The sequence below is a fragment of the Pseudomonas sp. Irchel s3a18 genome (genome assembly GCF_900187535.1).
GTDB lineage: Bacteria > Pseudomonadota > Gammaproteobacteria > Pseudomonadales > Pseudomonadaceae > Aquipseudomonas.
Genome location: NZ_FYDV01000002.1, coordinates 17,965 through 42,627, shown reverse-complemented (window position 1 = coordinate 42,627; position 24,663 = coordinate 17,965). Strand labels below are relative to the sequence as shown.

General features: G+C 52.4%; 21 protein-coding genes and 1 pseudogene. 20 read left to right on the top strand and 2 right to left on the bottom strand.

Annotated features, from left to right (window positions below):
- Positions 1-63 precede the first annotated feature (63 nt).
- The 17 genes from serC to CKW29_RS03190 all read left to right on the top strand — a co-directional run bounded on the left by serC (position 64) and on the right by CKW29_RS03190 (position 20,687).
- Positions 64-1,149 carry a 3-phosphoserine/phosphohydroxythreonine transaminase gene (gene serC / locus CKW29_RS03275; protein WP_095143920.1) on the top strand — a complete coding sequence of 362 codons (1,086 nt, stop codon included), beginning with the start codon at positions 64-66 and terminating at the stop codon, positions 1,147-1,149.
- The gene (gene pheA, locus CKW29_RS03270) at positions 1,149-2,243 is read left to right on the top strand and encodes a prephenate dehydratase (RefSeq protein ID WP_007939916.1); all 1,095 of its coding nucleotides are present in this window, start codon (positions 1,149-1,151) and stop codon (positions 2,241-2,243) included. Before serC ends, pheA begins: the two co-directional genes overlap by 1 nt.
- An 11-nt stretch (positions 2,244-2,254) precedes the next feature.
- Complete coding sequence (gene hisC, locus CKW29_RS03265) at positions 2,255-3,367, top strand: histidinol-phosphate transaminase (protein WP_095147945.1); 1,113 nt, start codon at positions 2,255-2,257, stop codon at positions 3,365-3,367.
- A gap of 28 nt (positions 3,368-3,395) precedes the next feature.
- Positions 3,396-5,603 (top strand): bifunctional prephenate dehydrogenase/3-phosphoshikimate 1-carboxyvinyltransferase, encoded by a 2,208-nt coding sequence (locus CKW29_RS03260; protein WP_095148017.1) that lies wholly within the window; start codon positions 3,396-3,398, stop codon positions 5,601-5,603.
- Positions 5,600-6,289: a (d)CMP kinase gene (cmk, locus tag CKW29_RS03255; protein ID WP_095147944.1), complete on the top strand. Its 690-nt coding sequence runs from the start codon at positions 5,600-5,602 to the stop codon at positions 6,287-6,289. Before CKW29_RS03260 ends, cmk begins: the two co-directional genes overlap by 4 nt.
- A gap of 119 nt (positions 6,290-6,408) precedes the next feature.
- Positions 6,409-8,103, top strand: coding sequence for a 30S ribosomal protein S1 (rpsA, locus tag CKW29_RS03250; RefSeq protein WP_095078303.1), 1,695 nt, complete (start codon positions 6,409-6,411; stop codon positions 8,101-8,103).
- Positions 8,104-8,302: 199 nt separating this feature from the next.
- Complete coding sequence (locus CKW29_RS03245) at positions 8,303-8,584, top strand: hypothetical protein (RefSeq protein WP_095143917.1); 282 nt, start codon at positions 8,303-8,305, stop codon at positions 8,582-8,584.
- Between the two features lie 171 nt (positions 8,585-8,755).
- Positions 8,756-9,052 (top strand): integration host factor subunit beta, encoded by a 297-nt coding sequence (ihfB, locus tag CKW29_RS03240; RefSeq protein ID WP_095143916.1) that lies wholly within the window; start codon positions 8,756-8,758, stop codon positions 9,050-9,052.
- A 449-nt stretch (positions 9,053-9,501) separates the two neighbouring features.
- Complete coding sequence (locus CKW29_RS03230; RefSeq protein WP_095147943.1) at positions 9,502-10,563, top strand: LPS O-antigen chain length determinant protein WzzB; 1,062 nt, start codon at positions 9,502-9,504, stop codon at positions 10,561-10,563.
- 351 nt (positions 10,564-10,914) lie between these two features.
- Positions 10,915-12,153 carry a hypothetical protein gene (locus tag CKW29_RS03225; protein WP_095147942.1) on the top strand — a complete coding sequence of 413 codons (1,239 nt, stop codon included), beginning with the start codon at positions 10,915-10,917 and terminating at the stop codon, positions 12,151-12,153.
- 2 nt (positions 12,154-12,155) lie between these two features.
- Entirely contained in the window at positions 12,156-13,400 is a 1,245-nt protein-coding gene (locus CKW29_RS03220; protein WP_095147941.1) for an oligosaccharide flippase family protein, read from the top strand.
- Positions 13,397-14,185, top strand: coding sequence for a glycosyltransferase family 2 protein (locus tag CKW29_RS03215; protein ID WP_095147940.1), 789 nt, complete (start codon positions 13,397-13,399; stop codon positions 14,183-14,185). Before CKW29_RS03220 ends, CKW29_RS03215 begins: the two co-directional genes overlap by 4 nt.
- A complete protein-coding gene (locus CKW29_RS03210; protein ID WP_095147939.1) occupies positions 14,182-15,270 on the top strand; it encodes a glycosyltransferase in 1,089 nt (362 codons plus the stop codon). Before CKW29_RS03215 ends, CKW29_RS03210 begins: the two co-directional genes overlap by 4 nt.
- A gap of 184 nt (positions 15,271-15,454) precedes the next feature.
- A complete protein-coding gene (locus CKW29_RS03205; RefSeq protein WP_095144068.1) occupies positions 15,455-16,576 on the top strand; it encodes a glycosyltransferase family 4 protein in 1,122 nt (373 codons plus the stop codon).
- 49 nt (positions 16,577-16,625) lie between these two features.
- Positions 16,626-17,603 (top strand): SDR family oxidoreductase, encoded by a 978-nt coding sequence (locus CKW29_RS03200; RefSeq protein ID WP_095143909.1) that lies wholly within the window; start codon positions 16,626-16,628, stop codon positions 17,601-17,603.
- Complete coding sequence (locus tag CKW29_RS03195) at positions 17,600-18,616, top strand: glycosyltransferase family 4 protein (RefSeq protein WP_095143908.1); 1,017 nt, start codon at positions 17,600-17,602, stop codon at positions 18,614-18,616. Before CKW29_RS03200 ends, CKW29_RS03195 begins: the two co-directional genes overlap by 4 nt.
- Before the next feature lie 76 nt (positions 18,617-18,692).
- Complete coding sequence (locus CKW29_RS03190; RefSeq protein WP_095143907.1) at positions 18,693-20,687, top strand: nucleoside-diphosphate sugar epimerase/dehydratase; 1,995 nt, start codon at positions 18,693-18,695, stop codon at positions 20,685-20,687.
- Between the two features lie 407 nt (positions 20,688-21,094).
- Here CKW29_RS03190 and CKW29_RS03185 read toward each other — a convergent pair.
- A pseudogene (locus tag CKW29_RS03185) lies at positions 21,095-21,573 on the bottom strand (NAD-dependent epimerase/dehydratase family protein); the annotation flags it as partial.
- A 340-nt stretch (positions 21,574-21,913) separates the two neighbouring features.
- On the opposite strand from CKW29_RS03185, the gene CKW29_RS03180 reads away from it, so the two are divergent.
- Together CKW29_RS03180 and CKW29_RS03175 are read left to right on the top strand one after the other, a co-directional pair.
- Positions 21,914-22,249: a helix-hairpin-helix domain-containing protein gene (locus tag CKW29_RS03180; RefSeq protein ID WP_095143906.1), complete on the top strand. Its 336-nt coding sequence runs from the start codon at positions 21,914-21,916 to the stop codon at positions 22,247-22,249.
- Positions 22,250-22,467: 218 nt separating this feature from the next.
- Positions 22,468-23,262 carry an SDR family oxidoreductase gene (locus CKW29_RS03175; protein ID WP_095143905.1) on the top strand — a complete coding sequence of 265 codons (795 nt, stop codon included), beginning with the start codon at positions 22,468-22,470 and terminating at the stop codon, positions 23,260-23,262.
- A gap of 9 nt (positions 23,263-23,271) precedes the next feature.
- Here the strand turns inward: CKW29_RS03175 and CKW29_RS03170 are convergent, their stop codons facing one another.
- Positions 23,272-23,829: a TetR/AcrR family transcriptional regulator gene (locus CKW29_RS03170; RefSeq protein ID WP_095143904.1), complete on the bottom strand. Its 558-nt coding sequence runs from the start codon at positions 23,827-23,829 to the stop codon at positions 23,272-23,274.
- Between the two features lie 176 nt (positions 23,830-24,005).
- On the opposite strand from CKW29_RS03170, the gene CKW29_RS03165 reads away from it, so the two are divergent.
- On the top strand, positions 24,006-24,659 hold the full coding sequence (locus CKW29_RS03165) for a GntR family transcriptional regulator (protein ID WP_095147938.1): 654 nt from the start codon (positions 24,006-24,008) through the stop codon (positions 24,657-24,659).
- The last annotated feature ends 4 nt before the right edge of the window (positions 24,660-24,663 follow it).

The window sequence follows — 24,663 nt, the reverse complement described above, 5'->3', positions numbered from 1 at the left end:
CAAATCGTAGCAGGGCAGAGTGTTTGCTCTGTCCGCTACCGTGATTGCATAGCGAGAGTGGATGTGAGCAAACGAGCCTATAACTTCTGCGCAGGTCCCGCTGCGCTGCCTGAAGCTGTCCTGTTGCGTGCCCAGTCCGAGTTGCTCGACTGGCATGGTAAAGGCCTCTCGGTCATGGAAATGAGCCATCGCAGTGATGAGTTCGTGTCCATTGCCACCAAGGCCGAGCAGGATCTGCGTGATCTGCTGAATATCCCCTCGAACTATAAAGTGCTGTTTCTGCAAGGCGGCGCCAGCCAGCAATTTGCTCAGATCCCTCTGAACCTGTTGCCGGAAAACGGCTCGGCCGACTATATCGATACCGGTATCTGGTCGCAGAAAGCCATCGAAGAAGCCTCGCGTTTTGGCCGCGTCAACGTTGCTGCTACCGCCAAGCCTTACGACTATTTCGCAATCCCCGGTCAGAACGAATGGAAGCTGTCGCAAGACGCGGCCTACGTGCACTACGCGCCGAACGAAACGATCGGCGGTCTGGAATTCCAGTGGGTCCCGGAAACCGGTGATGTGCCGCTGGTGGCCGACATGTCTTCGGACATTCTGTCGCGCCCGATCGATGTGTCGCGTTTCGGCATGATCTACGCCGGTGCGCAGAAAAACATCGGTCCGAGCGGTATCGTCGTCAATATCGTGCGTGAAGACCTGCTGGGCCACGCCCGTTCGCTGTGTCCGACCATGCTTGACTACAAGGTCGCGGCTGACAACGGCTCGATGTACAACACCCCGCCAACCCTGGCCTGGTACTTGTCCGGTCTGGTATTCGAGTGGTTGAAGGAGCAAGGTGGTGTAGAGGCCATCGGCAAGCTCAACGACGTCAAGCAGCGCACTCTGTACGACTTCATTGATGCCAGCGGCCTGTACAGCAACCCGATCAACAAGGCTGACCGCTCGTGGATGAACGTGCCGTTCCGTCTGGCTGACGATCGTCTCGACAAGCCGTTCCTGGTGGGTGCCGAGGCTCGCGGCTTGTTGAATCTCAAGGGTCACCGTTCGGTAGGCGGCATGCGTGCCTCTATCTACAACGCCGTCGATATCAACGCCGTCAATGCGCTGGTTTCGTACATGGCAGAGTTCGAGAAGGAACATGGCTAATGTCTGAGCAAGAACTCAAGGCACTGCGCCTGCGCATTGATGCTCTGGACGAGAAGGTCCTGGAGCTGATCAGTGAGCGTGCACGCTGCGCCCAGGAAGTCGCGCGAGTAAAGATGGCCTCGCTGGCCGAAGGCGAAGTGCCGGTGTTCTATCGTCCTGAGCGTGAGGCTCAGGTGCTCAAGCGCGTCATGGAGCGCAATCAGGGGCCGCTGGGTAACGAAGAGATGGCGCGGTTGTTCCGCGAAATCATGTCCTCGTGCCTGGCGCTCGAGCAGCCGCTGAAAGTGGCTTACCTCGGCCCCGAGGGGACCTTCACCCAGGCGGCGGCCATGAAGCACTTCGGTCACGCGGTGATCAGCAAGCCGATGGCGGCGATCGACGAAGTGTTCCGTGAAGTGGCGGCCGGTGCGGTGAACTTTGGCGTGGTGCCGGTGGAAAACTCCACCGAGGGTGCTGTCAACCACACCCTCGACAGCTTCCTCGAGCACGACATGGTCATCTGTGGCGAAGTCGAGTTGCGTATTCACCACCATTTGCTGGTCGGTGAAAACACCAAGACCGACAGCATCAGTCGAATTTACTCCCATGCCCAGTCCCTGGCGCAGTGCCGTAAATGGCTGGATGCCCATTACCCGAACGTCGAGCGCGTGGCGGTATCGAGCAACGCTGAAGCGGCAAAGCGGGTCAAGGGTGAGTGGAATTCGGCAGCGATTGCCGGTGACATGGCCGCGGGCTTGTACGGCCTGACCCGCCTGGCCGAGAAAATCGAGGATCGCCCGGATAACTCCACGCGATTCTTGATGATCGGTAACCAGGAAGTGCCACCGACCGGCGACGACAAGACGTCGATCATCGTGTCGATGAGCAACAAGCCGGGCGCGCTTCACGAATTGCTGGTGCCATTCCATGACAACGGCATCGACCTGACGCGTATCGAGACCCGTCCCTCGCGCAGTGGTAAGTGGACCTATGTGTTCTTCATCGACTTCGTCGGCCACCACCGCGATCCGCTGGTAAAAGGTGTGCTGGAGAAAATCAGTCAGGAAGCAGTGGCACTTAAAGTGTTGGGTTCCTACCCCAAAGCAGTTCTCTAAGGGCGTTAACAATGAGTGGCGACTTCCTCGCTCTGGCACAGCCGGGCGTGCAACAACTTTCGCCTTACGTTCCGGGCAAGCCCGTGGACGAACTGGCTCGTGAGCTGGGCATCGATCCGGCCGGCATCGTCAAGCTGGCGAGCAACGAAAACCCGCTGGGGGCCAGTCCCAAGGCGCTGGCGGCGATTCGCGACGAGCTGGCCGAGCTGACCCGTTATCCGGACGGCAATGGCTTTGCCCTCAAGACCCTCCTGGCTGAGCAATGCCGGGTCGAGCTCGATCAGGTGACGCTGGGCAATGGCTCCAACGACATTCTGGAGCTGGTCGCACGTGCCTACCTGGCGCCGGGCCTCAACGCAGTGTTCAGTGAGCATGCATTTGCGGTCTATCCGATCGTTACCCAGGCGGTGGGCGCTGATGCGCGAGTGATTCCGGCCAGGGACTGGGGGCATGACCTGCCGGCCATGCTGGAGGCTATCGATAGCAACACCCGCGTGGTGTTTATCGCCAACCCGAACAACCCGACCGGGACCTGGTTCAGTGCCGAGGCGCTGGACGAGTTCCTGCAGGACGTGCCTGAGCGTGTACTGGTGGTGCTGGACGAGGCCTACATCGAGTACGCCGAAGGCAGTGATCTGCCCGATGGCCTGGACTTCCTCGCGGCCTACCCGAACCTGCTGGTGTCCCGCACCTTCTCCAAGGCCTACGGCCTGGCGGCGTTGCGCGTGGGTTACGGCTTGTCGACCGCGGTGGTTGCCGATGTATTGAACCGCGTTCGTCAGCCATTCAACGTGAACAGCCTGGCGCTGGCAGCGGCCTGTGCGGCATTGAAAGACGAAGAGTACCTGGCTGAAAGCCGTCGCCTGAACGAATCCGGCATGCAGCAGTTTGAAGCGGGTTTTCGTGAATTGGGCCTGGGCTGGATTCCTTCCAGGGGCAACTTCATTTGCGTGGACCTGGGGCAGGTCGCTGCGCCGATCTTCCAGGGGCTGCTGCACGAAGGTGTGATCGTGCGTCCGGTGGCCAACTACGGGATGCCGAATCACTTGCGCATCACCATTGGCCTGCCAGCGGAAAACAAGCGCTTCCTCGAGGCGCTGAGCAAGGTCCTGGCTCGTGGTTGATGTGATTGCCGTGCAACCTGCTGTACCTGTGATCGGTCGCCTGGTGGTGGTCGGTCTCGGCTTGATTGGTGGATCCTTTGCCAAGGGCTTGCGTGAAAGCGGGCTGTGCCGTGAAGTGGTGGGGGTCGATCTTGATCCGCAATCGCGAAAGCTGGCGGTCGAGTTGGGGGTGGTGGATCGTTGTGAAGACGATCTCGCTGCTGCCTGTGTCGGCGCCGATGTGATTCAGTTGGCGGTACCGATCCTGGCCATGGAAAAACTGCTGGCGTTGCTGGCAGGCATGGAGCTGGGCGGGGCGATCCTGACGGACGTCGGCAGCGCCAAGGGCAATGTGGTGCGCGCCGCGACCGAGGCGTTTGGCGGCATGCCGGCACGCTTCGTTCCCGGGCATCCGATTGCCGGATCCGAGCAGAGCGGGGTAGAAGCCTCCAATGCCCAGCTGTTCCGTCGACACAAAGTGATTCTCACGCCTCTGGAGCAGACCGATCCGGCAGCCCTGGCGGTGGTCGACCGGCTGTGGCGCGAACTGGGCGCCGATGTCGAGCACATGCAGGTCGAGCGTCATGACGAAGTGCTGGCAGCGACCAGCCATCTGCCGCATCTGCTTGCGTTCGGCCTGGTCGACTCGTTGGCCAAGCGCAATGAAAATCTTGAGATCTTCCGTTACGCTGCGGGCGGTTTCCGCGATTTCACAAGAATCGCCGGTAGCGACCCGGTCATGTGGCACGACATCTTCCTCGCTAACCGCGAGGCTGTCCTGCGTACACTCGATACATTTCGCAGCGATCTCGACGCCTTGCGCGACGCGGTCGATGCAGGGGATGGGCATCAATTGCTGGGCGTATTCACTCGCGCCCGGGTTGCCCGCGAGCATTTCAGTAAAATCCTGGCCCGTCGGGCCTATGTGGACGCTATGAATTCCAACGACCTGATTTTCCTGGCACAACCTGGTGGCCGCCTGACTGGGCGGATTCGTGTACCGGGCGATAAATCGATTTCCCACCGTTCGATCATGCTCGGCTCCCTGGCTGAAGGCGTGACCGAAGTCGAAGGTTTTCTTGAGGGCGAAGACGCCCTGGCAACCTTGCAGGCTTTCCGCGACATGGGTGTGGTGATCGAAGGCCCGCACCATGGCCGTGTGACCATTCACGGGGTTGGCCTGCATGGCCTGAAACCGGCACCTGGTCCGATCTACCTAGGTAACTCCGGCACCTCGATGCGTCTGCTGTCTGGCCTGTTGGCTGCGCAGAGCTTCGACAGCACTCTGACCGGTGACGCATCGCTGTCCAAGCGCCCGATGAATCGCGTCGCCAACCCGCTGCGTGAAATGGGCGCCGTGATCGAAACCGCTGCTGAAGGTCGTCCGCCGATGATCATTCGCGGTGGCCACAAGCTCAAGGGGCTGACCTACACCATGCCGATGGCCAGTGCCCAGGTGAAGTCATGCCTGTTGCTGGCGGGGCTGTATGCCGATGGTAAGACCACGGTGACCGAGCCGGCGCCGACCCGCGACCATACCGAGCGCATGCTGCGCGGCTTCGGTTATCCGGTCAGCGTTGACGGGGCAACCGCTTCGGTCGAGTCCGGCCACAAGCTGACCGCGACTCACATCGAAGTGCCGGGTGATATCTCCTCGTCCGCCTTCTTCCTGGTGGCGGCCTCGATTGCCGAGGGTTCGGAGCTGGTGCTGGAGCATGTCGGCATCAACCCGACCCGTACCGGCGTGATTGATATCCTGCGCTTGATGGGGGCAGACATTACCCTGGAAAACCAGCGTGAAGTCGGTGGCGAACCTGTGGCTGACCTGCGCGTGCGAGCGGCTAGACTCAAAGGTATCGAGATTCCGGAAGCGCTGGTTCCTTTGGCGATCGACGAGTTCCCGGTGCTGTTCGTTGCGGCGGCTTGCGCTGAGGGTCGGACCATTCTGCGTGGTGCTGAAGAGTTGCGGGTCAAGGAGTCGGATCGTATCCAGGTCATGGCGGATGGCCTGTTGGCACTGGGCGTCAAGTGCGAACCCACGCCGGATGGCATCATCATCGATGGCGGCCAGATCGGCGGCGGCGAAGTGCATGGCCACGGCGATCACCGGATTGCCATGGCGTTCAGTGTTGCGTCCTTGCGCGCCAATGCGCCGATTCGCATCCATGACTGCGCCAACGTCGCGACGTCCTTCCCGAACTTCCTGGCGCTGTGTACCCAGGTTGGAATCCGCGTTGCCCAAGAGGCCCAGTCGTGATCAATATTGCTCCTGTCATCACCATCGACGGACCTAGCGGTTCCGGCAAGGGCACCATCGCCGGGATGCTGGCCAGGCGCCTGAACTGGAATCTGCTGGATTCCGGTGCGCTGTACCGTTTGCTGGCGTTCGCGGCGCGTAATCATGGTGTCGACCTGACCAATGAAGAGTTGCTCAAGAAACTGGCCGCTCATCTGGATGTGCAGTTCATCGCGGCGACGGACGGTCAGTTGCAGCGAATCATTCTGGAAGGCGATGAAGTCAGCGACGCCATCCGTACCGAAACCGCCGGTGCCGGTGCCTCCCAGGTTGCCGCGCTGCCCGCGGTCCGTGAGGCGCTGTTGCAGCGTCAGCGCGCTTTTCAGGAAGCGCCGGGCCTGGTAGCCGACGGTCGGGACATGGGCACGGTGGTGTTTCCCGATGCGCCGTTGAAGATTTTTCTGACCGCCAGCGCCGAGGAACGGGCGCGTCGTCGATATTTGCAGTTGAAGGGCAAAGTCGAGGGTGTTAGTCTGTCGAGTCTGCTAGATGAGATCCGTGTGCGCGATGAGCGCGACACCCAGCGAGCGGTAGCCCCGCTCAAGCCGGCGGTCGACGCGATTCAGCTGGATTCCACGGAGTTGTCCATCGATCAGGTGCTGGAACGCATCATGAGCGAAATCACCCTTCGCGATATCGCCGGGTGACCAAGAAGGCCGTAGGGGACCAGTCATAGTCCTGCGGTGCTTCTTTTAAATGAAACTAACCCACACCGTCTGGGGTGTGGAGATGGGCGTATTCTTCGCCCTTATCGACAGGAATTAAAATGAGCGAAAGCTTTGCGGAACTCTTTGAAGAAAGCCTAAAAACCCTGAACCTTCAGGCAGGCTCCATCATCACCGGTGTTATCGTTGATATCGATTACCAAGCTCGCTGGGTAACCGTTCACGCTGGCCTGAAGTCTGAAGCACTCATCCCGCTTGAGCAGTTCTACAACGACGCTGGCGAACTGAACATCAACGTCGGTGACGAAGTTCACGTTGCTCTGGACTCGGTTGAAGACGGCTTTGGTGAAACCAAGCTGTCCCGTGAAAAAGCCAAGCGCGCTGAATGCTGGATTGTTCTGGAAGCAGCCTTCGCAGCCGAAGAAGTGGTCAAGGGCGTTATCAACGGTAAGGTTAAAGGCGGCTTCACTGTCGACGTTAACGGCATCCGTGCGTTCCTGCCAGGTTCTCTGGTTGACGTTCGTCCAGTGCGCGACACCACGCACCTGGAAGGCAAAGAGCTGGAATTCAAGGTCATCAAGCTGGACCAGAAGCGCAACAACGTTGTCGTTTCCCGTCGCAGTGTCCTGGAAGCCGAGAACTCCGCCGAGCGTGAAGCTCTGCTGGAATCCCTGCAGGAAGGCCAACAAGTCAAAGGTATCGTCAAGAACCTCACCGATTACGGCGCATTCGTCGATCTGGGTGGCGTCGATGGCCTGCTGCACATTACCGACATGGCTTGGAAGCGTATCAAGCATCCTTCCGAAATCGTCAACGTTGGCGACGAGATCGATGTCAAGGTTCTGAAGTACGATCGCGAGCGCAATCGTGTTTCCCTGGGCCTCAAGCAACTGGGCGAAGATCCATGGGTTGCTATCAAAGCCCGTTACCCAGAAAGCACTCGCGTTACCGCTCGTGTAACCAACCTGACCGACTACGGCTGCTTCGCTGAGCTGGAAGAAGGCGTTGAAGGCCTGGTACACGTTTCCGAAATGGACTGGACCAACAAGAACATCCACCCTTCGAAAGTCGTACAAGTCGGCGACGAAGTGGAAGTCATGGTTCTGGACATCGACGAAGAGCGTCGTCGTATCTCCCTGGGCATCAAGCAGTGCAAATCTAACCCATGGGAAGATTTCTCTGGCCAGTTCAACAAGGGCGATAAAATCTCCGGCACCATCAAGTCGATCACCGATTTCGGTATCTTCATTGGTCTGGACGGCGGCATCGACGGCCTGGTTCACCTGTCCGACATCTCCTGGAACGAAGTGGGCGAAGAAGCCGTACGTCGTTTCAAGAAGGGCGACGAGCTGGACACCGTTATCCTGTCGGTTGACCCAGAGCGCGAGCGTATCTCCCTGGGTATCAAGCAGCTGGAAAGCGATCCGTTCTCCGAGTACGTTCAAGAGAACGACAAAGGCGCAATCGTTAAGGGCATCGTGAAAGAAGTTGACGCTAAAGGCGCCATCATCACTCTGGCCGACGATATCGAAGCGACTCTGAAAGCCTCCGAAATCAGCCGTGACCGCATCGAAGATGCACGTAACGTTCTGAAAGAAGGCGAAGAAGTAGAAGCCAAGATCATCAGCGTTGATCGTAAGAGCCGTGTAATCCAGCTCTCGATCAAGTCGAAAGACGTTGAAGACGAGAAAGAAGCCATCCAGAGCCTGCGCGACAAGCCAGTAGCTTCGGATGCTCCAGTAGCCACCACCCTGGGTGACCTGCTGCGTGCTGCACAAGCGGAAAAACAGAACTAAGTTCTGACTTTCTGTAAAAAAGGGCGACTTCGGTCGTCCTTTTTTGTGCCTGCGATTTGTGGTTTTGAGTGTGTAGTTGGCAATCATTGAAACCAACTCCTTGAAATGCTGTCTTTTCTTTGACGGAACATCCCTTTGTTTGGGCTAGGCTTACCTGAAGCCAACGGCAATCGGGCGGCTGCCCGGTCTAAGGATGTGAATGAGCAGGTTCGTTTTCGTACTTGTTGTGCTGGCTGTGACAGGCTGCACCACCAATGTGAAGACCCATGCAGTGCGTGGTGTCAGCGGGATCGAGATCGATTGTTCAGGGTTGGGCTCGGGGTGGGACAAGTGCTACAAGCGAGCCGAGAGGGAGTGCAAGGAGGCAGGGTATAAGGTTGTTGTCAGGTCCAGTGATGCCAAGGAGGAGGGTGAGGACTATCCATTTGGCTGGAATCCCGCGGGGTATCTGACGCGGACCATATTGGTTGTCTGCAGGTGAGTGTGCGGGATGTGTCGCCTGTGTCGGCCCGGCCCTGCACCCGAACCGTGTCCATTTTTTGGTGGATGAGCGGTAGCGCAGATAAGTCAATGCCTGGGCTGTTCAAATTCCTTCGGGCATGCTAAAACCTTTGAAGCGCTGATCTAGCTGCTTGAAAAAGAAGGGAAAAATATGACGAAGTCGGAGTTGATCGAACGAATTGTCACCCATCAAGGGCTGCTCTCATCCAAGGATGTGGAACTGGCCATCAAGACCATGCTTGAACAAATGTCCCAATGCCTGGCTACCGGCGATCGTATCGAGATCCGTGGTTTTGGTAGCTTCTCCCTGCACTACCGTGCACCTCGCGTAGGCCGTAATCCGAAGACTGGCCAGTCCGTCAGTCTGGATGGGAAATTCGTTCCTCATTTCAAGCCGGGTAAAGAGCTTAGGGATCGCGTGAATGAGGAAGAGGATGAAGGGCTTTAGTTAGGTAGGAGGTGAGGGAATGTCGGTATTGATGCGTTGGGGGGGAGTCGCTTGTATTCTGGTTTTTGGACTTATGGTGCTTGCGTTTTTTTTGGAGAATCAGGAACCCTCTAGTCTGCAGCTTTTTGGCTGGTCGACGCCTTTCCTTCCTATCTCGGTATTCATCGGGAGTTCCCTGCTTGCCGGTATGTTGATTGGCTCGATTCTCACCTGGCTCAGGTTCAGTGTTTTCAGAAAAAAATAGCCATGTCAATGACGGCTTCGCACATAAAATAATCTAATCTGAATTGCTTAACGGCGCGGAGCTTGTGTACTCCGCTGTTACAATAAGTCTCTGATGAAAGCGCGGCATGTAAATAATCGTTCTTCCATTCAGATGTGCATGAGTTTAAGTAAACGCGCGCATCACGTGAGTGGTGCGTTGTACTGAATAGAAGGGCGAGAAAGGTATGCAAAGTAGTTCGGCAGGGGCTTGCAGCAGTTCGGAGATTGATCTCCAGGCATTGGTACGCTCGCTCTGGAAACGAAAGTGGCTTGTTTTAAGTATTGCATTGGTGACCACATTGGTGGCGGCTGTGTATGCGTATACAGCTAAGCCAGTTTATGAGGCCAAGATTTTTTTGGTGCCGCCCACAGCAAATGACATTGCTAGTATCAATTACGGCCGCACACAGGATTCTGATCTGGAGCCCTTGAAGGTCAAGGATGTATACCAGGTATTTCTACGATCACTCGACTCGGAAACTCTTCATCAGGATTTTTTCAAAAGTGTCTATTTACCGTCGCTTTCTGATGATGAGCACGAGGGGGGGCAAGATTCGCTGTATTTTCGCTACCTAAAAAAATTGCAAGTTAAGCTTCCGACAGAAGATGCTGGTGATAGAGCCTATGTTGTTATGGAAAATGATAGCCCCGATGAAGCGTTGAGTTGGGCTAAGGCTTATGTTGATCATGCGTCCGTGATGGCCAAGGCTGAAATATATAAGGACGTTTCCAGCGAAAGTGCCGTCCATGCACGTAACCTTTCTCAGCAAATTGATTCTTTGCGCGAACGTAGTCTGAAGCTCCGTCAGGACTCTATGACCCGATTGCGGGAAGCATTGCGCGTGGCGGAGGCCATTGGTCTGGAGAAGCCGCCGATCATCACGGGTAATCCCGCCGTTGAGTTAGCTGGAAGTATGGATGGGCAAGTTCTTTATATGCGCGGTTCAAAGGCACTCAAGGCAGAAATTGAGAACCTGGAGCGACGTGAGTCCGACGACCCATTCGTGACAGACCTGCGTAGACTTCAGTCAAAATATGATCTTTACAAAGAGCTTGAAGTCAATAAGCCCGATATTTCGGTTTACAGGCAAGACGGTGTTGCTGAGCGCCCTGATTCACCAGTCAAACCGAAAAAGGCGCTGATAGCTGCTCTGGGTCTAATATTGGGTTTGATGGCTGGTGTGGGGATTGCTCTTGTCCTTTACCTCTTGGATAAAAAACACTCAACCCCCCGCCCACTCGCTTGAGGGGTGTCGCCAGCCTTTCTGGGGGGGAGTGTTGTCAGAAATGGCAACATAGTGTTTTTCGGGAGGGTGTGAACCCGATTGATCAGGCAGCGTCCTGGTTGGCCGGTCGAGTTACCGGCCGGCCAGTATGATTTCCGACACGGTGCTGTTCGGATCCTCTCCCACTGCTCGTATAATCCCAATCGTTTTTTTGGGGGGGGCTCTAGGACAAGCTAATTTTTTGGAGGGGGGGGCAGAACTCCCAAAGACGAATCCAGATGAGACTACATCACTGCTGTATGTTGGTGTACGCCATATTTCATGCTGTGAGTAAAGTTGTCGTGTGCTTGGTACAAGGGTGACGAGGTTGAAATGATGGGTGTAAAAGTAATACCTTTTTTTATTGTGTTGTTCTCATGTGTATTGATCGTGTTAGGTGATTTGAGAAATATTATTACTCCAGCGGGTTACTGGGGGCTTTGGGGGGGCGTGCTTTGTGTCGGTCTTTTGTCTGGTGGATGGAGCAAGCTGAGGTCTGATTGGGCGTTGATCGGTGTTTCGTTCGGTTTTTTAGTTCTAATCGTATCGCTTTTAGTCGCCAGTTTGACCAATACCGATGAATATACAGCTTATCAGGCTTTAAAGTATCTGGTTATATATGCTGTGATGATTGTGATCTTTAAGAGTTCGCAGTGTCTGAGTATCGATCAACTGTACCGCATATCGGCGGTTGTTACATTGGTCGGGCTGTGTGTTTTTCTTCTCTGTAAGTATGTATTTCCAGATTATTATATCTTGCTAGGAGATGGGCGGCAGGGGAGCGTATTTGCGTTTCCTGGCGTCCTCTGGAAAACCAGTGCTTTTTTTGTTTCTTTCATTATTGCTGGAGTTTGTACTCGTCCATTTTTTAAATGTGTGAGTTCTATATTGATAATACTGGGCGCAGTATATTTGCTATTGGCTGATTCAAGTCGTACCGGGTTTCTGTGGTTCTCAGTAATAGTCGCTGTGTTTGCAGTGCTGCAGTTTATACTAAAGACTGGTCGATTCATGTGTGTGGCGTCTATTATTGCTGTTTTGGCTTGTGTGGTAGTTGTTTTTAATTCGGAGGTGATTTATCAGGTTGTAACTGGTGATTCCTTTTTGGTGATCAACAGGTTGTTTGAGGGTGACCCCATTCGAGCAAAAATGATTGCCGATGGTGTTATAAATGCAGAAGCCTGTCTTCCTTTGGGATGTGGTTTCGGGAGTTCTACTTCATTGGTCAATGATGAACCTATGGTAGTGCATAATACCTACTTGGCAGTCTTGGGCGATCTTGGGGTGCTAGGCGGTGTTGGACTTCTAATAGTTATAATGTCGCCAATAGTTGTATTTGTTTTACGAGAATGGGAGGGGGCTGCGGCGCGTGGATCCAGTATTTATTATAGGGTTGCCGCTTTCCTTGGCGTTTTATGTTTTTGTTTTGTGTTGTTGTTTCACCCTCTAAGTTCGGAGATGTCTGAGTGGGGGTATTGGGCCGTTATGCTATCTTGGTTGTCTCGCTTGTCAAATATGAAGCCTGGCGAAATAAATAATGACTTACATGGCCTTGGATTACAGAGAGTTTAAATTTGAAACGTCTGTTGAAAAATATGGGGTTGCTTTTTTTTGCGCAGCTTTGTGGGTACTTGATTCCTATACTCGAAATTCCAGTGCTGGCGCGGGCCCTTGGAGTGCAGGAGTATGGGAAGGTGGTGCTTATCCAATCTGTCGCTTTACTAACATCACTGCTCGTTGAGTATGGGTTTTCCTTAAGTGGGTCGCGACAGATTGCTATCGCTCGCGATGAAAGGGGCGCGCTTGCGCGCATCTTTGGCGAGGTTCTTTCTGCGAAGTTGATGATTTTTTTTGTTGTGTCCATGGTAGGGGTGATTGTTTTTCTAGTACAGGGATCGGTATTTTATGACCGTGAATTGGTTTTTATGGGGTTTTTGTATTTTCTAGCATTTGGGTTCAGCCCATTTTGGTTTTTTCAAGGGTTGGAAAAAATCACTGTTGTAGTTGTAGTTGAAGTTACTTTGCGTTTTGTTGGTTTGTTTTTGTTGTATGTTTTCATACGAGGGGAGCAAGACGCGGTATTAGCACTTGGTATTATGGCAGGGTTCGGTTTGCTGAATACATTGGTCGGTAATGTGATGTGTGTCAGCAAGGTTGGAAGGTTTTATCTGAGTTTTGTCGGTGGATTACATCAGATTAAGCTGGGCTTTCATGTTTTTGTATACAAAAGTTCGAGTAACATACTTATGAGTGCGGGGCCGTCTTTGGTGGGGGCGACTTCAGGGCATATTGCGGTAGCCTCTTATGTTCCAGCCGAGAAGATTATTCGAGGCTTTGTTGGTTTTGTGAATCCGATTTTGATTGGCCTCTATCCCTATCTGAATCGTCAATTTCAATTCTCGCAAGGCAATACTATGCGGTTGTCGTGGATGATTGTAGTCGGGATGTTTGTTGCTGGTGTTGTGGCGGCAGGGCTAATATTTTTCATCGGGGACTTTTTGATTTTAAAGGTGCTAGGCGCAGGTTTCATGGTTGCCAGCGATATTTTGAAAACGTTTGTTTGGATTATTCCATTCAGGTTGGCCAACCAGGCATTGGGTCTCTGTATGCTGATTCCGATGGGAAGGGATAAAGTGACCAGCTTCCTTATGATGTCTTCTTCGATAATGTCTATGCTCTTGGCTGCGATCATGTCGGTTTGGTATGGTGTCGATGGGGTTGTAATGGGATTTGTAATAGCTGAAATATGCTTGTTTTTTGCATTGTTCACAGTTGTATTTGAAGGGAAAAATAAATATCAGAATAAGGAGGGCGTGTGATAACAATTTTGACTCCGACTTATAATCGTGCAATGACCTTGCCTCGCTTGTACGAAAGTCTCTGTGCTCAAACGTGCAAGAACTTCGAGTGGTTGGTTATCGATGATGGAAGCCAAGACGAAACACAGCGCCTGCTGCTTGAGTATTCTCATATTGCACCGTTTAAAATGCGTGTTTTGCACCAAGCTAACTCAGGAAAGCATGTTGCTCTAAACTTAGGGGCACGAAATGCGAATGCACCATGGGTTTTCATAGTTGATAGTGATGATTCGTTGGTTTCTCGGGCTGTTGAGTGTGTAATTGATGCCTTATCTCATGTCAGTGATGAGAATGTTGTCGGTCTTTGTTATCGCCGGGCGTATTTTGATATGCGATTTATTGGTCGTGATGTCGATTGCTCTGACACCCCGGTTGTTATGAGTCCTACCGAGGCTGGTCATTTTTTCAAAGGTGATCTTGCCTACGTTTTCAAAGTTGAAGCTTTGTTAAATAATGCGTTCCCCGTGATTGCTGGTGAGCGGTTCGTTCCGGAGTTATATGTTTGGAATAAAATTGGTGATGAAGGGAGTATTTATTATTATGGAAATACCGCTATTTATCTCTGTGATTATCTTGAGGATGGCTATTCTAAGAACTTTTCTTCTAATTTGAGGCGGAATCCGAAAGGGTTTTTAACTTTTTACTGGGCGCAAATAGCCCGAGAAAATAAGCTTTTGTTTAAGGCTAAATACGTGCTTCGTTCCGTTCAATGCTATTTTTACGCGTTGCTCAATAGGTTCTCATGAGAATATTATTTTTCATTACCAGTTTGGATGTGGGTGGCGCCGAACGCCAGGTTCTGGACTTGGCTCAACGTCTTGATTCAGAGAATCACCAAGTCCTGGTAGCCTATCTAACAGGGGGCGCAGCATTATTGCCTACCAATACCACACTTAAAACAGTGGGTTTTCAAACTACCAAGTCATTTTCCAGTCTTGCGCGAAGCTTCTTTCTTTTGCGAAAGACTATTAAAGCCTTCAAGCCGGATGTGGTTCACAGCCATATGGTTCATGCCAATCTGTTGGCTAGGCTTGTGAGGGGCGTGACCTATATTCCGCGGTTGGTATGTACCGCCCATAATACAAATGAGGGTGGGCGGATGAGGATGTTGGCTTATCGAGCCACAAACTTTCTTGCCGATGTCACCACGAACGTCAGTCGGGATGCCGTTGAGGCATTTGAGGCGAAGGGGGCCATCAAGCCCGGTCAGATGCTGATGATCCCTAACGGAATTGATACTGACAGGTTTACGTTTAACGAGTCGTTACGTGTAGCCATTCGGGATAGAGAAGGTATACAACTTGGTGAGAAAGTTATTCTTGCTGTGGGGCGCTTCGCGGAGGCGAAAAACTATCCTGGGTTACTCCATGCTTTCGCAACCTTGTGCAAAAACGACAGTAGTTTGAAACTTTGGATTGTTGGCGATGGAGGGCTGAGAGAGACGCTGGTCGCTCTTGCGAATAATCTGGGTGTTTCCCAACGAATCAAATTTTTCGGCGTAAGAGATGATGTCGCAGATTTTTACGGTGCTGCTGACATCTATGTGCTTTCGTCTCTGTGGGAAGGATTTGGTCTCGTTGTTGCTGAAGCGATGTCAGCAGAGAGAGTTGTTGTAGCTTCCGACTGCGGCGGGGTAAAGGAAGTGATAGGTGATCAGGGGATTTTAGTGCCCCCGGGCGATTCAGATGAGTTGGCGAAGGCTATACGATCGGGGCTCAACATGGATCCGGCATCGGCGACGGCAATGGGGCAGCGAGCAAGGCAGCGGGTGATTGATAACTATTCTCTGGATAGGGTTGTCAAGAGATGGATTGAGCTGTATCAATCTTGAGTGCATTGCGGGTCAGGCGCTCGGTTAGCATCGCTCCATGAAAGCAGGCATGCTATCTTGCTTGTATTGATCTCCGTGCATGAGCTTCGTGTTTCATGTTTTGGTAGGGTAACGGGCTAGCTGCATTGTGATTATGGATAAGTCCATTGTGAGCCTGTCGAGACTTTAATGGATGTTGGGTCAAATGAAAATAGCATTAGTTGGAACGACGGCAGCTTGTGTTCTCGGATTTCGAGCTGATTTGATCGGAGCGCTGGTGAAAGAAGGTCATCAAGTATTCGCTTTTGCTCTTGATTATGACACTGATACACGAGCTAAAGTCAGGCAGCTTGGGGCCGAGCCGGTAGACTATGAATTTAGTCGTGCCGGGTTGAACCCGTTAGGTGATCTTGTCAATACTTTTAAGTTATCCAGGCAACTAAAGCATATTGCACCTGATATTGTATTTAGCTATTTCGCGAAGCCAGTGATTTTTGGAACCCTAGCCGCTAAGTTGGCAGGGGTAAAGCGCCGTTTGGCAATGCTCGAGGGCCTCGGTTATGTCTTTACGGAGCAGCCAGGTGGCGCCTCGTTAAAGGCTAGATTGTTAAAGAAAATACAGGTTTTTCTTTACAGGGCATCCTTTCCGTTTCTTGAACGCTTGGTGTTTTTGAATAAAGACGATTGTGCCGACCTGGTTGAGCGATATCGAATAAAAGTATCTACCGTTAGTGTGCTTGGTGGTATAGGGCTAAAACTTTCAGACTATCCTTATTCTACCCCTCCTAAAAGTCCAGTTAGCTTCATATTTATCGGGCGCTTGTTGGCTGAAAAAGGGGTAAATGAATTTGTTGAGGCAGCACGGTTAGTCAAAGCGCAATGTGCTGACGCTCAGTTTGTCATGTTGGGCGGTCTCGATGAAACTAATCCAGGCGGGTTGAATGCCGACGGCGTTCGCTCTCTTATCGATGAAGGATTGGTTGACCACAGAGGCCATGTTGAAGACGTCGTGAGTTGGATTACGGACTCGAGCGTGTTTGTCTTGCCATCCTACCGGGAAGGTGTTCCTAGAAGTACTCAGGAGGCAATGGCCGTTGGTCGAGCGGTTATCACAACGGACGTGCCAGGCTGTAGGGATACCGTCGTCAACGGTGTTAACGGCTTTATAGTACCACCATGGTCGGCGAAGGATTTAGCTGAAAAAATGATGTATTTCATTAATAATCCAGACCAGATAGAAACGATGGGGTTACAGAGCTATAAGATTGCGCAGCATGATTTTGATGCAGCAATTGTTAATCAGCGATTGATGGGTTACTTCGCATGATTTTTAGAGATGAAGTCAGTTTCTGCGCTATTGTAGTTTCGGTGAGTGAATGGAAAATTTAAGTAAAAAAATACTGCTGACCGGCGCGACAGGGTTTGTCGGGGGGGCGATTTTACGTTACCTGTCCGACCGTCAAGAATACAGTGTCCGTGTAGCGACCCGAACGCGTTCTGCTTTTTCAGGCGCGGCTTATGACTCGGTATTGTTCGATGACCTGAATTCAACGCAGTCCTGGACCCACGCACTTGATGGGGTTGACGTGGTCATTCACTCGGCGGCGCGCGTACACGTCATGACTGAAACTGCGTTGGACCCGTTGTCTGAGTTCCGAAAGGTGAATGTCGAAGGTACGTTGAATCTTGCGAGCCAATCAGCCGCGTCTGGTGTAAAACGCTTTATTTTCATAAGCTCAATAAAAGTTAATGGCGAAGAAACAACTCTTGGGAATCAGTATACGGCTGATGGACCGGTACAGCCAGTTGATGAGTATGGCATCTCTAAGTTTGAGGCCGAAAGTGGCTTGTTGAAAATTTCCACCGAAACGGGCATGGAGGTTGTGATCATCAGACCTGTATTGGTATATGGGCCCGGTGTTAAAGCAAATTTTCTCAGTATGATGAAGTTTGTTGATAAGGGTATACCTCTTCCATTCTCATCAATTGATAATAAAAGAAGTTTTGTATCTCTCGAAAATCTCGTCGATTTCATTGCTCTTTGTACGAGGCACCCAGCGGCAGCCAATCAGGTATTTCTCGTCAGTGACGGGGAGGACTTGTCCACGCCCGAGTTGTTGGAGAAGATGGCGAAAGCACTCGGGAAAAAGGCAACCCTGTTACCCTTTCCAGTGAGCTTGATGAGGGGGATCGCGCGGCTCTTGGGCAAAGAAAAAATAACAGATCGCCTTTGCGGTTCGCTTGAAGTTGATATTAGCAAAAATCGAGAACTCTTAGGTTGGATCCCACCGGTAAGTGTTGACAATGCATTGCTTAACACGGCCAAGCATTATCTAGGAACCCGTAATCCATGAGCGTCTGGTTCGTATTACCTATTATTTTCCTGTGTTCTCTTTTTTTGACTGGGAGACTTCGTAGCTATGCACTCTCGCATAGTCTTATCGATGTACCGAATGATCGTAGCTCACATTCTATCCCCACGCCCCGAGGCGGAGGGGTAGCTATTGTATTGAGTTTTCTTGTATTTCTACCGTTTCTAGCCTTTGAGGACCTGCTGTCTTGGGAACATACGGTTGGTCTGCTCGGCGCGGGAGCGGGTATCGCGGTGCTGGGTTTTTTGGATGACCATGGTCACATTGCTGCCCGGTGGCGATTGCTAGGACACTTTAGTGCCGCCTGTTGGGCTTTGTACTGGGTCGCAGGTTTGCCACCATTGTCGTTGTTTGGGCTGCGATTAGATCTTGGGGCGTTCGGTTACGTTATAGCCGCGTTGTACTTGGTTTGGATGCTGAATCTTTATAACTTCATGGACGGCATCGATGGTATTGCCAGTATTGAGGCGGTAACGGTTTGTCTGGCAGCGGCCCTTCTTTATTGGGTCAGTGGTTTCACTGAGTTAGTCTGGGGGCCCTTGCTGCTTGCTTTCGCCGTGCTTGGCTTTCTCTACTGGAACTTCCCTCCGGCGCGAATTTTCATGGGGGACGCAGGGAGCGGCTTCCTCGGGATCATCCTGGCCATTTTTTCATTGGAGGCGGCTTCTGTATACCCTGATTTCTTCTGGGTTTGGTTGATTCTGCTCGGTGTCTTTATCGTTGATGCGACAGTGACATTGATACGCCGGCTATTTAGAGGTGAAAAGGTTTACGAGGCGCACCGCAGTCACGCCTATCAATTTGCATCACGTCAACTCGGCAAGCACCGACCGGTATCGTTGGCGGTCGGAGTAATCAATATCTTTTGGTTGCTTCCGTTAGCCTATTGCGTGACGACGGACATCCTGGATGGGGCTGCTGCATTGCTAGTTGCTTACGTTCCTTTGGTCATCGTGGCGATCAAATACAACGCAGGGATGCTGGAAGCGCGTTAATGAAGCGTACTCATTGGCTATCAGATACACATACAATGGCATTTATGTTGGAGTGGGTAAGGTGTTCGGAGGATTTATGGATAGATTGAGAGCGTTCCTTCTGGGCTTGCCCCGTCGCCAGAAGCGGCTGCTTCAAGTCCTCACCGATACGTTGTTGGTCTGGCTTGCTCTGTGGATGGCATTTGTAGTGCGCCTGGGGGTGGATGAAATCATTAACCCGTTGACTCACCACACTTGGTTGTTCGTTAGCGCACCTGTCGTTGCTATCCCACTGTTCATACGGTTTGGTATGTATCGAGCAGTTATGCGCTATTTTGGCAATGATGCGTTGATTGCAATTATCAAGGCAGTAACACTGTCGGCACTGATTTTGGGAATAGTAGTTTATTGGTATAGCAATCATCAAAGCGTTGTTCCGCGCTCAATAATATTCAACTACTGGTGGCTAAGCCTGATGATGGTCGGTGGCTTGCGTTTGGCCATGCGTCAGTATTTTCTTGGAGATTGGGTTGCCGCAGCGCGACATGTTCCTTTTGCGAGTCGTGATGACGGGCTCACTCGTGTTGCCATTTATGGTGCGGGTGCAGCGGGCAATCAGCTTGTCGCGGCGTTACGGATGGGGCGCGTCATGCGACCGGTGGCGTTCATTGATGATGATAGCGGAATAGCTGACCGCGTTATTTCAGGCCTTCAGGTTTACAAGCCAAAGCACATCCAGCAAATGATTGATTCCACTGGAGCTCAAGAGATTCTACTGGCTATTCCGTCATCAAATCGGGCCCGTCGTAGAGAGATTTTGGGGTTCTTGGAAGGGTTTCCTCTACATGTTCGTAGCGTGCCAGGATTTATGGACTTGGCGAGCGGGCGGGTAAAAGTTGATGACATCCAGGAAGTTGACATCGCCGACTTGCTCGGTCGCGATTCGGTGCCTGCTCAGTCGGACTTGCTTGAGCACTGTATTAAAGATCAGGTCGTATTGGTGACGGGTGCCGGTGGGTCGATCGGTTCGGAACTGTGTCGTCAGATACTGACACAGCGCCCGAGGCTACTTCTGCTGTTCGAGCACAGTGAGTTTAACCTCTATAGCATCTTGTCAGAGTTGGAGCAGCGTGTTTTACGTGAGTCGTTGTCGGTAAGGGTGTTACCAATACTTGGATCCATACGCAATCAGGAAAAGTTGCGTGATGTAATGAAAGTATGGCATGTCAACACGGTTTACCATGCCGCAGCATATAAACATGTCCCAATGGTGGAGCACAATATTGCGGAGGGTGTGCTGAACAATGTCATGGGTACGCTCAATACCGCTCAGGCTGCGTTGCAAGTTGGTGTTGCGAATTTTGTATTGATCTCTACTGACAAAGCTGTTCGCCCCACCAATGTTATGGGGAGCACTAAGCGTTTGGCTGAACTCACCCTGCAAGCCCTAAGTCAGGAACTGGCACCGGTTCTATTTGGAGATGGTTCCAGTGTTTCACAAGTAAACAAGACTCGCTTTACAATGGTGCGTTTTGGTAATGTCTTGGGGTCTTCCGGTTCGGTAATTCCGCTTTTTCACAAACAGATAAAGTCGGGTGGGCCATTGACGGTTACCCATCCAAAAATCACACGTTACTTCATGACTATCCCTGAAGCGGCTCAGTTGGTAATCCAGGCAGGATCCATGGGCCAAGGAGGGGATGTTTTTGTATTGGATATGGGTGAGCCAGTACGGATTGTAGAGCTGGCTGAAAAGATGATTCATTTGTCAGGGTTAAGTGTACGCTCAGAGAAAAATCCTCACGGAGATATAGCTGTCGAGTTTACCGGGCTTCGACCAGGTGAAAAGCTTTATGAAGAGTTATTGATTGGTGACAATGTTGCAGCCACTCAGCACCCGATGATCATGTGTGCTAATGAGGATCATCTGCCTTGGGATGTTCTCAAGGTAAAATTGGCTGAATTGCTTCACGCTGTCGATCAAGATGATTACTCACGGGTTCGTCAGTTATTACGCGATACCGTGAGTGGTTATGCGCCAGACGGTGACATAGTCGATTGGATATATCAACAAAAGCGCCTTGACCCTTGAGTTTTGGGTGGTAGTGAGTTGGGCTTGATATTGAGTGTCTTGATTTGGTTTTTGGAGCCTGGTTGTAAGCGTTTTAGAATATTGCGTAGCCCGTATGCATTGGCAAGTACGGGTTGCGCAAGCTAAATTGATTTTATGACTTTAGATTTCTTAGGGTTTAGGTGTTAGAACAGGGTCGCAGTTCGCAGTGCAGTAAGTTCTGTGGGCCACCTATGAAGGTGGATGGTGTGTTTCTAGTATCTCTGGCTTTGTACTGTTCGGTCTTTTATATTTTAGTTTTTTTGGGCGCTCAGGAGTTTTGATATTCCGACACTCATTGGTGTAGTGTCTGAAAAATAAATCGTTGTAGTAGGCAGCTATTGTCGGTTCTTGAGTGTCGTATGTCGCCAGCACGAGCAGGCTGGAAGCAAGCCTTTCTGTGCTTGCTCGCTAAAGATGCTGATGACGCCTGAATATGGTGAAGAAGGGTCTTGGTGTGGGCCGAATATATTAAAGAAGCGAAATATAGTGGGTTCGAGTGAGTGTGCCCGACGATAGAAGTCTAAGTAGTGCTCACTTGCCAGTTTGTCCAAGGCATAGGGTCTTAATGGTAGCTTGGGTGTGTCCATCATTGATGGCCTCTCCTTCACCGTTATTGCCATATATAACGGCGCTAGATGCAAAGATCTGCCTTACGGCCTTTCATCGCATGTGATACTAATTCTGCGTCGGCGACATTACCTTCGATCAATTACACCCATGGATTGCCCATTGGTAAGTTATGTCGTTTTCCAGTGCTCAAGTTATCGAGAATTCGGACCGGATAGCCTTTTACGATTAAGGATTCTGTCAGAGGTGAACCAATGAATCCGGCACCGCCGGTGATCAGAATAGGGACGTTGGCCATAATGTTATCTTTCCAAAAAATAGGCGAGCCCACCCACGGCTTGAGTGACGCTGGGCTTGTGAATTTCGGAGCGCTTGTATGGATGCGAGTTGTCGATGTAGCAAGTTTTCGTTTCGGTATTTTGGCGACGATACCTGATGAGCAAATGTCCCACAGCCATGCAACTCAATCGAGTGATGTGATCTTCACAGGATGATTCGATCTGAAAGATATTTGCCGTCGCCTGATTGTTACACATTCTGCAACGGACACATTTTTGACAGAATCGCCCCATGACCTAGGTTTGGGAGGCAGCCTCGTAAAGCTGCTTCTTCCCTAACGATGTCATGGAGTGTCACTTATGCGTACAGGTTACTTCCACTCTCTGGTTTTCGCCCTGATGACCAGCCTTTCCACTACCGCACTGGCGGCGCCAGCGGCAAAAACAGACGCGGGTGCTGCACCGGCGACGGTGCAGGCGGTATCGTCGGTCGGGTCCGCAAAGGTTGATTTGAACAAGGCGGATGCCGTGACCTTACAGCGAGATCTCCAGGGAATCGGTGAGGCCAAAGCCAAGGCGATTGTTGCGCATCGTGAAAGTAATGGTCCATTTACATCGGTGGACGAGTTACTGGAGGTCAAGGGTATTGGCAAGGCGATCCTGGACAAGAATCGCGACAAGGTTGCAGTGAACTGATACGTAGATGGGGGTGCAGGGCCGGTCATCGATCGGCCTTTTTTGTGTCTGACGGTTGAGTCTCTGTGAAGTGACGCCACGTCGCCATTTGTCTGAAATGAAATATTACGAGTGTAATATTGTCGTTGGATCATGCCTATAATCAATCCGCCAACCCATTCGGCATTCCGCGAGTGGGGGCATCCAGGTTTCCTATGGCATCTTCCAGGAGTACGGCTATGAATTCTGTTCAGTCCAAAGGTACAGCGCTGATTACCGGGGCTTCTTCTGGCATAGGCGCTATCTACGCCGAGCGCTTGGCGGCTCGTGGTTTTGACTTGCTATTGGTGGCTCGCGATGAACAACGGCTGCAAAGTGCTGCAATGCGCTTGCGGGCTGAGCATGGCGTGCAGGTGGAGGTGTTGAAGGCGGACCTGACGCTCAAGGCGGATGTGATTGGCGTCGAGCAGCGCCTGCGCAATGATGCGAGTATCAGCCTGCTGCTGAACAACGCCGGTGTTGCGGCCGATGGGACTTTGGCGGACGCAGACCTGGATCAACTGGAGCGGATGATTCAGCTCAATGTGGTGGCGGTGACGCGTTTGGCCTCGGCGGCCGCGGCGAGTTTTGCACAAGCCGGCAGAGGAGCCATTATTAACATTGCCTCGGTGGTTGCCCTGTTCCCTGAGCGTTTCAACGCGACCTACAGTGCGAGCAAGGCTTACGTGCTGAGCCTGACGCAGTCCCTCAACGCGGAGCTCAATGGTTCGGGTGTTCAGGTCCAGGCTGTTTTGCCGGGTGTGACGCGTACCGAAATCTGGGAGCGTTCAGGGATCGACGCCAGTGCCATACCGGCGGAGATGGTCATGGAGGCTGGGGAGATGGTCGATGCGGCGTTGTCCGGGTTCGATCAGGGGGAACTGGTCACCATTCCTTCGCTACCCGATGCCGCGGACTGGGAAGCTTTTGTTACCGCGCGCCACGTGATGGGGCCGAACCTGTCCAGGAATACGGCGGCTTCGCGCTACAAGTAAGGGCGCTCTTCACTCGACCTGTTTTTTAAGATGTTCGCGGGTGACATCGAGGATCTGCCGGGCCAGCTCCGGGTTTTCGACACTGCGTGACAACAGCAATGCGCCGACCAGGGTCGACATGATGATCAGGCTTTGGTCGGCGGCATTCTCTGTGTCCAGCGCGTGCTCGACCTGTTCGAGTCGCGCATTGAGTACCGCGTCGCTGGTGGGACTGGCCTGGCCACGCAAGCCCAGCTCCGAAGACATGGTAGGCAACGGGCAGCCCTCATGGGGAGAGGAGCGGTGCCACTCGGACAGATAGGCGTCGATGAAGGCTTCCAGGGGGCGGTTTTCGGCGAAAAGCTGCGCGCAACGGACACTGACTTCCTCACCGGCCGCTTGCAGGGCTTTCTCCACCAACTCGTCCTTGGACTTGAAGTGAGAGTAAAAGCCACCGTGGGTCAGGCCCAGGGCTTTCATCAAAGGTTGCAGGCCGGTGGCGCCGATACCGTCGCGGCGAAAGCGTGCAGCGGCTTCCTTGATAATGCGCTGATGGGTCTGGGCTTTATGGTCCTGCGAGTAGCGCATCTGAAAATCTCCACGGCGATGCGCCATCTTAACCAAGGTAAATAAGATGGTGACTGTACTTTTACTTCTATAAGCATGCAGATGCGTCCAACGTGTCAGCAACGCGTACAAACAGGTGGCACGAATAGTGATTACTCATTGACTGACGATTGTTCAACAATTGCGAGGTAATGAGTATGAGTAGCGAATTGTCCCTGGCAGACCACATCACATTGGAGTTGCGTGCCGACATCATTGGTGGCCGTTTGCTTCCAGGCAAGGCGCTTGTAGAAGCGGACCTGGTGCTCGCTTACAACGCTTCGCGCAACACCATCCGCGAAGCGCTGCACCGCCTGGGGCAGGAAGGTCTCACCCGGTATGTACGGCATAAGGGCGTGATGGTTCGCCAGCCGGGGGCCGAGCAGGTGCGCGATCTGTTCAAGGTCCGGCGTACGCTGGAGCTTCAGGCGATCACCGCCGGCCGGCCCCTGTGCGAGTACCAGTCCGATCACATGCTTGAGGCGATCGAGGTCTCGCAACTGGCCCGCGAGCGCGAGGACTGGCGGGCGGTCGCTACCCACAGCCTGCGTTTTCATCAACATATTGTCGGTTTGTTGAGCAGCCAGCTGTTCGACGAGTTCTTCACCACTATTGTTGCGCAATTGCGTCTGGTGTTCAGCGCGGCGCCGGATGAGTCACGTTTCCAGGCGCCGTGGCTTGATCGCGACCGGCGTATTCACGAATTGCTGGTTGAGGGCAACAGGTCCGGTGCCCTGGAGGCACTGGGCGACTACCTCGACGACTCCGAGCAGCAACTGCTCGCTGTGTTTAACCCTCCTGCCCGCTACTGATCAA

Bases quoted from the DNA above. Each gene is read 5' to 3' on its own strand.
- CKW29_RS03200 (WP_095143909.1), top strand. From the start codon at position 16,626: ATGGAAAATTTAAGTAAAAAAATACTGCTGACCGGCGCGACAGGGTTT.
- CKW29_RS03170 (WP_095143904.1), bottom strand. From the start codon at position 23,829: ATGCGCTACTCGCAGGACCATAAAGCCCAGACCCATCAGCGCATTATC.
- CKW29_RS03230 (WP_095147943.1), top strand. From the start codon at position 9,502: ATGCAAAGTAGTTCGGCAGGGGCTTGCAGCAGTTCGGAGATTGATCTC.
- CKW29_RS03165 (WP_095147938.1), top strand. From the start codon at position 24,006: ATGAGTAGCGAATTGTCCCTGGCAGACCACATCACATTGGAGTTGCGT.
- CKW29_RS03190 (WP_095143907.1), top strand. From the start codon at position 18,693: ATGGATAGATTGAGAGCGTTCCTTCTGGGCTTGCCCCGTCGCCAGAAG.
- CKW29_RS03245 (WP_095143917.1), top strand. From the start codon at position 8,303: ATGAGCAGGTTCGTTTTCGTACTTGTTGTGCTGGCTGTGACAGGCTGC.
- CKW29_RS03205 (WP_095144068.1), top strand. From the start codon at position 15,455: ATGAAAATAGCATTAGTTGGAACGACGGCAGCTTGTGTTCTCGGATTT.
- CKW29_RS03175 (WP_095143905.1), top strand. From the start codon at position 22,468: ATGAATTCTGTTCAGTCCAAAGGTACAGCGCTGATTACCGGGGCTTCT.
- CKW29_RS03225 (WP_095147942.1), top strand. From the start codon at position 10,915: ATGATGGGTGTAAAAGTAATACCTTTTTTTATTGTGTTGTTCTCATGT.
- rpsA (WP_095078303.1), top strand. From the start codon at position 6,409: ATGAGCGAAAGCTTTGCGGAACTCTTTGAAGAAAGCCTAAAAACCCTG.
- pheA (WP_007939916.1), top strand. From the start codon at position 1,149: ATGTCTGAGCAAGAACTCAAGGCACTGCGCCTGCGCATTGATGCTCTG.
- CKW29_RS03180 (WP_095143906.1), top strand. From the start codon at position 21,914: ATGCGTACAGGTTACTTCCACTCTCTGGTTTTCGCCCTGATGACCAGC.
- CKW29_RS03195 (WP_095143908.1), top strand. From the start codon at position 17,600: ATGAGCGTCTGGTTCGTATTACCTATTATTTTCCTGTGTTCTCTTTTT.
- CKW29_RS03210 (WP_095147939.1), top strand. From the start codon at position 14,182: ATGAGAATATTATTTTTCATTACCAGTTTGGATGTGGGTGGCGCCGAA.
- ihfB (WP_095143916.1), top strand. From the start codon at position 8,756: ATGACGAAGTCGGAGTTGATCGAACGAATTGTCACCCATCAAGGGCTG.
- hisC (WP_095147945.1), top strand. From the start codon at position 2,255: ATGAGTGGCGACTTCCTCGCTCTGGCACAGCCGGGCGTGCAACAACTT.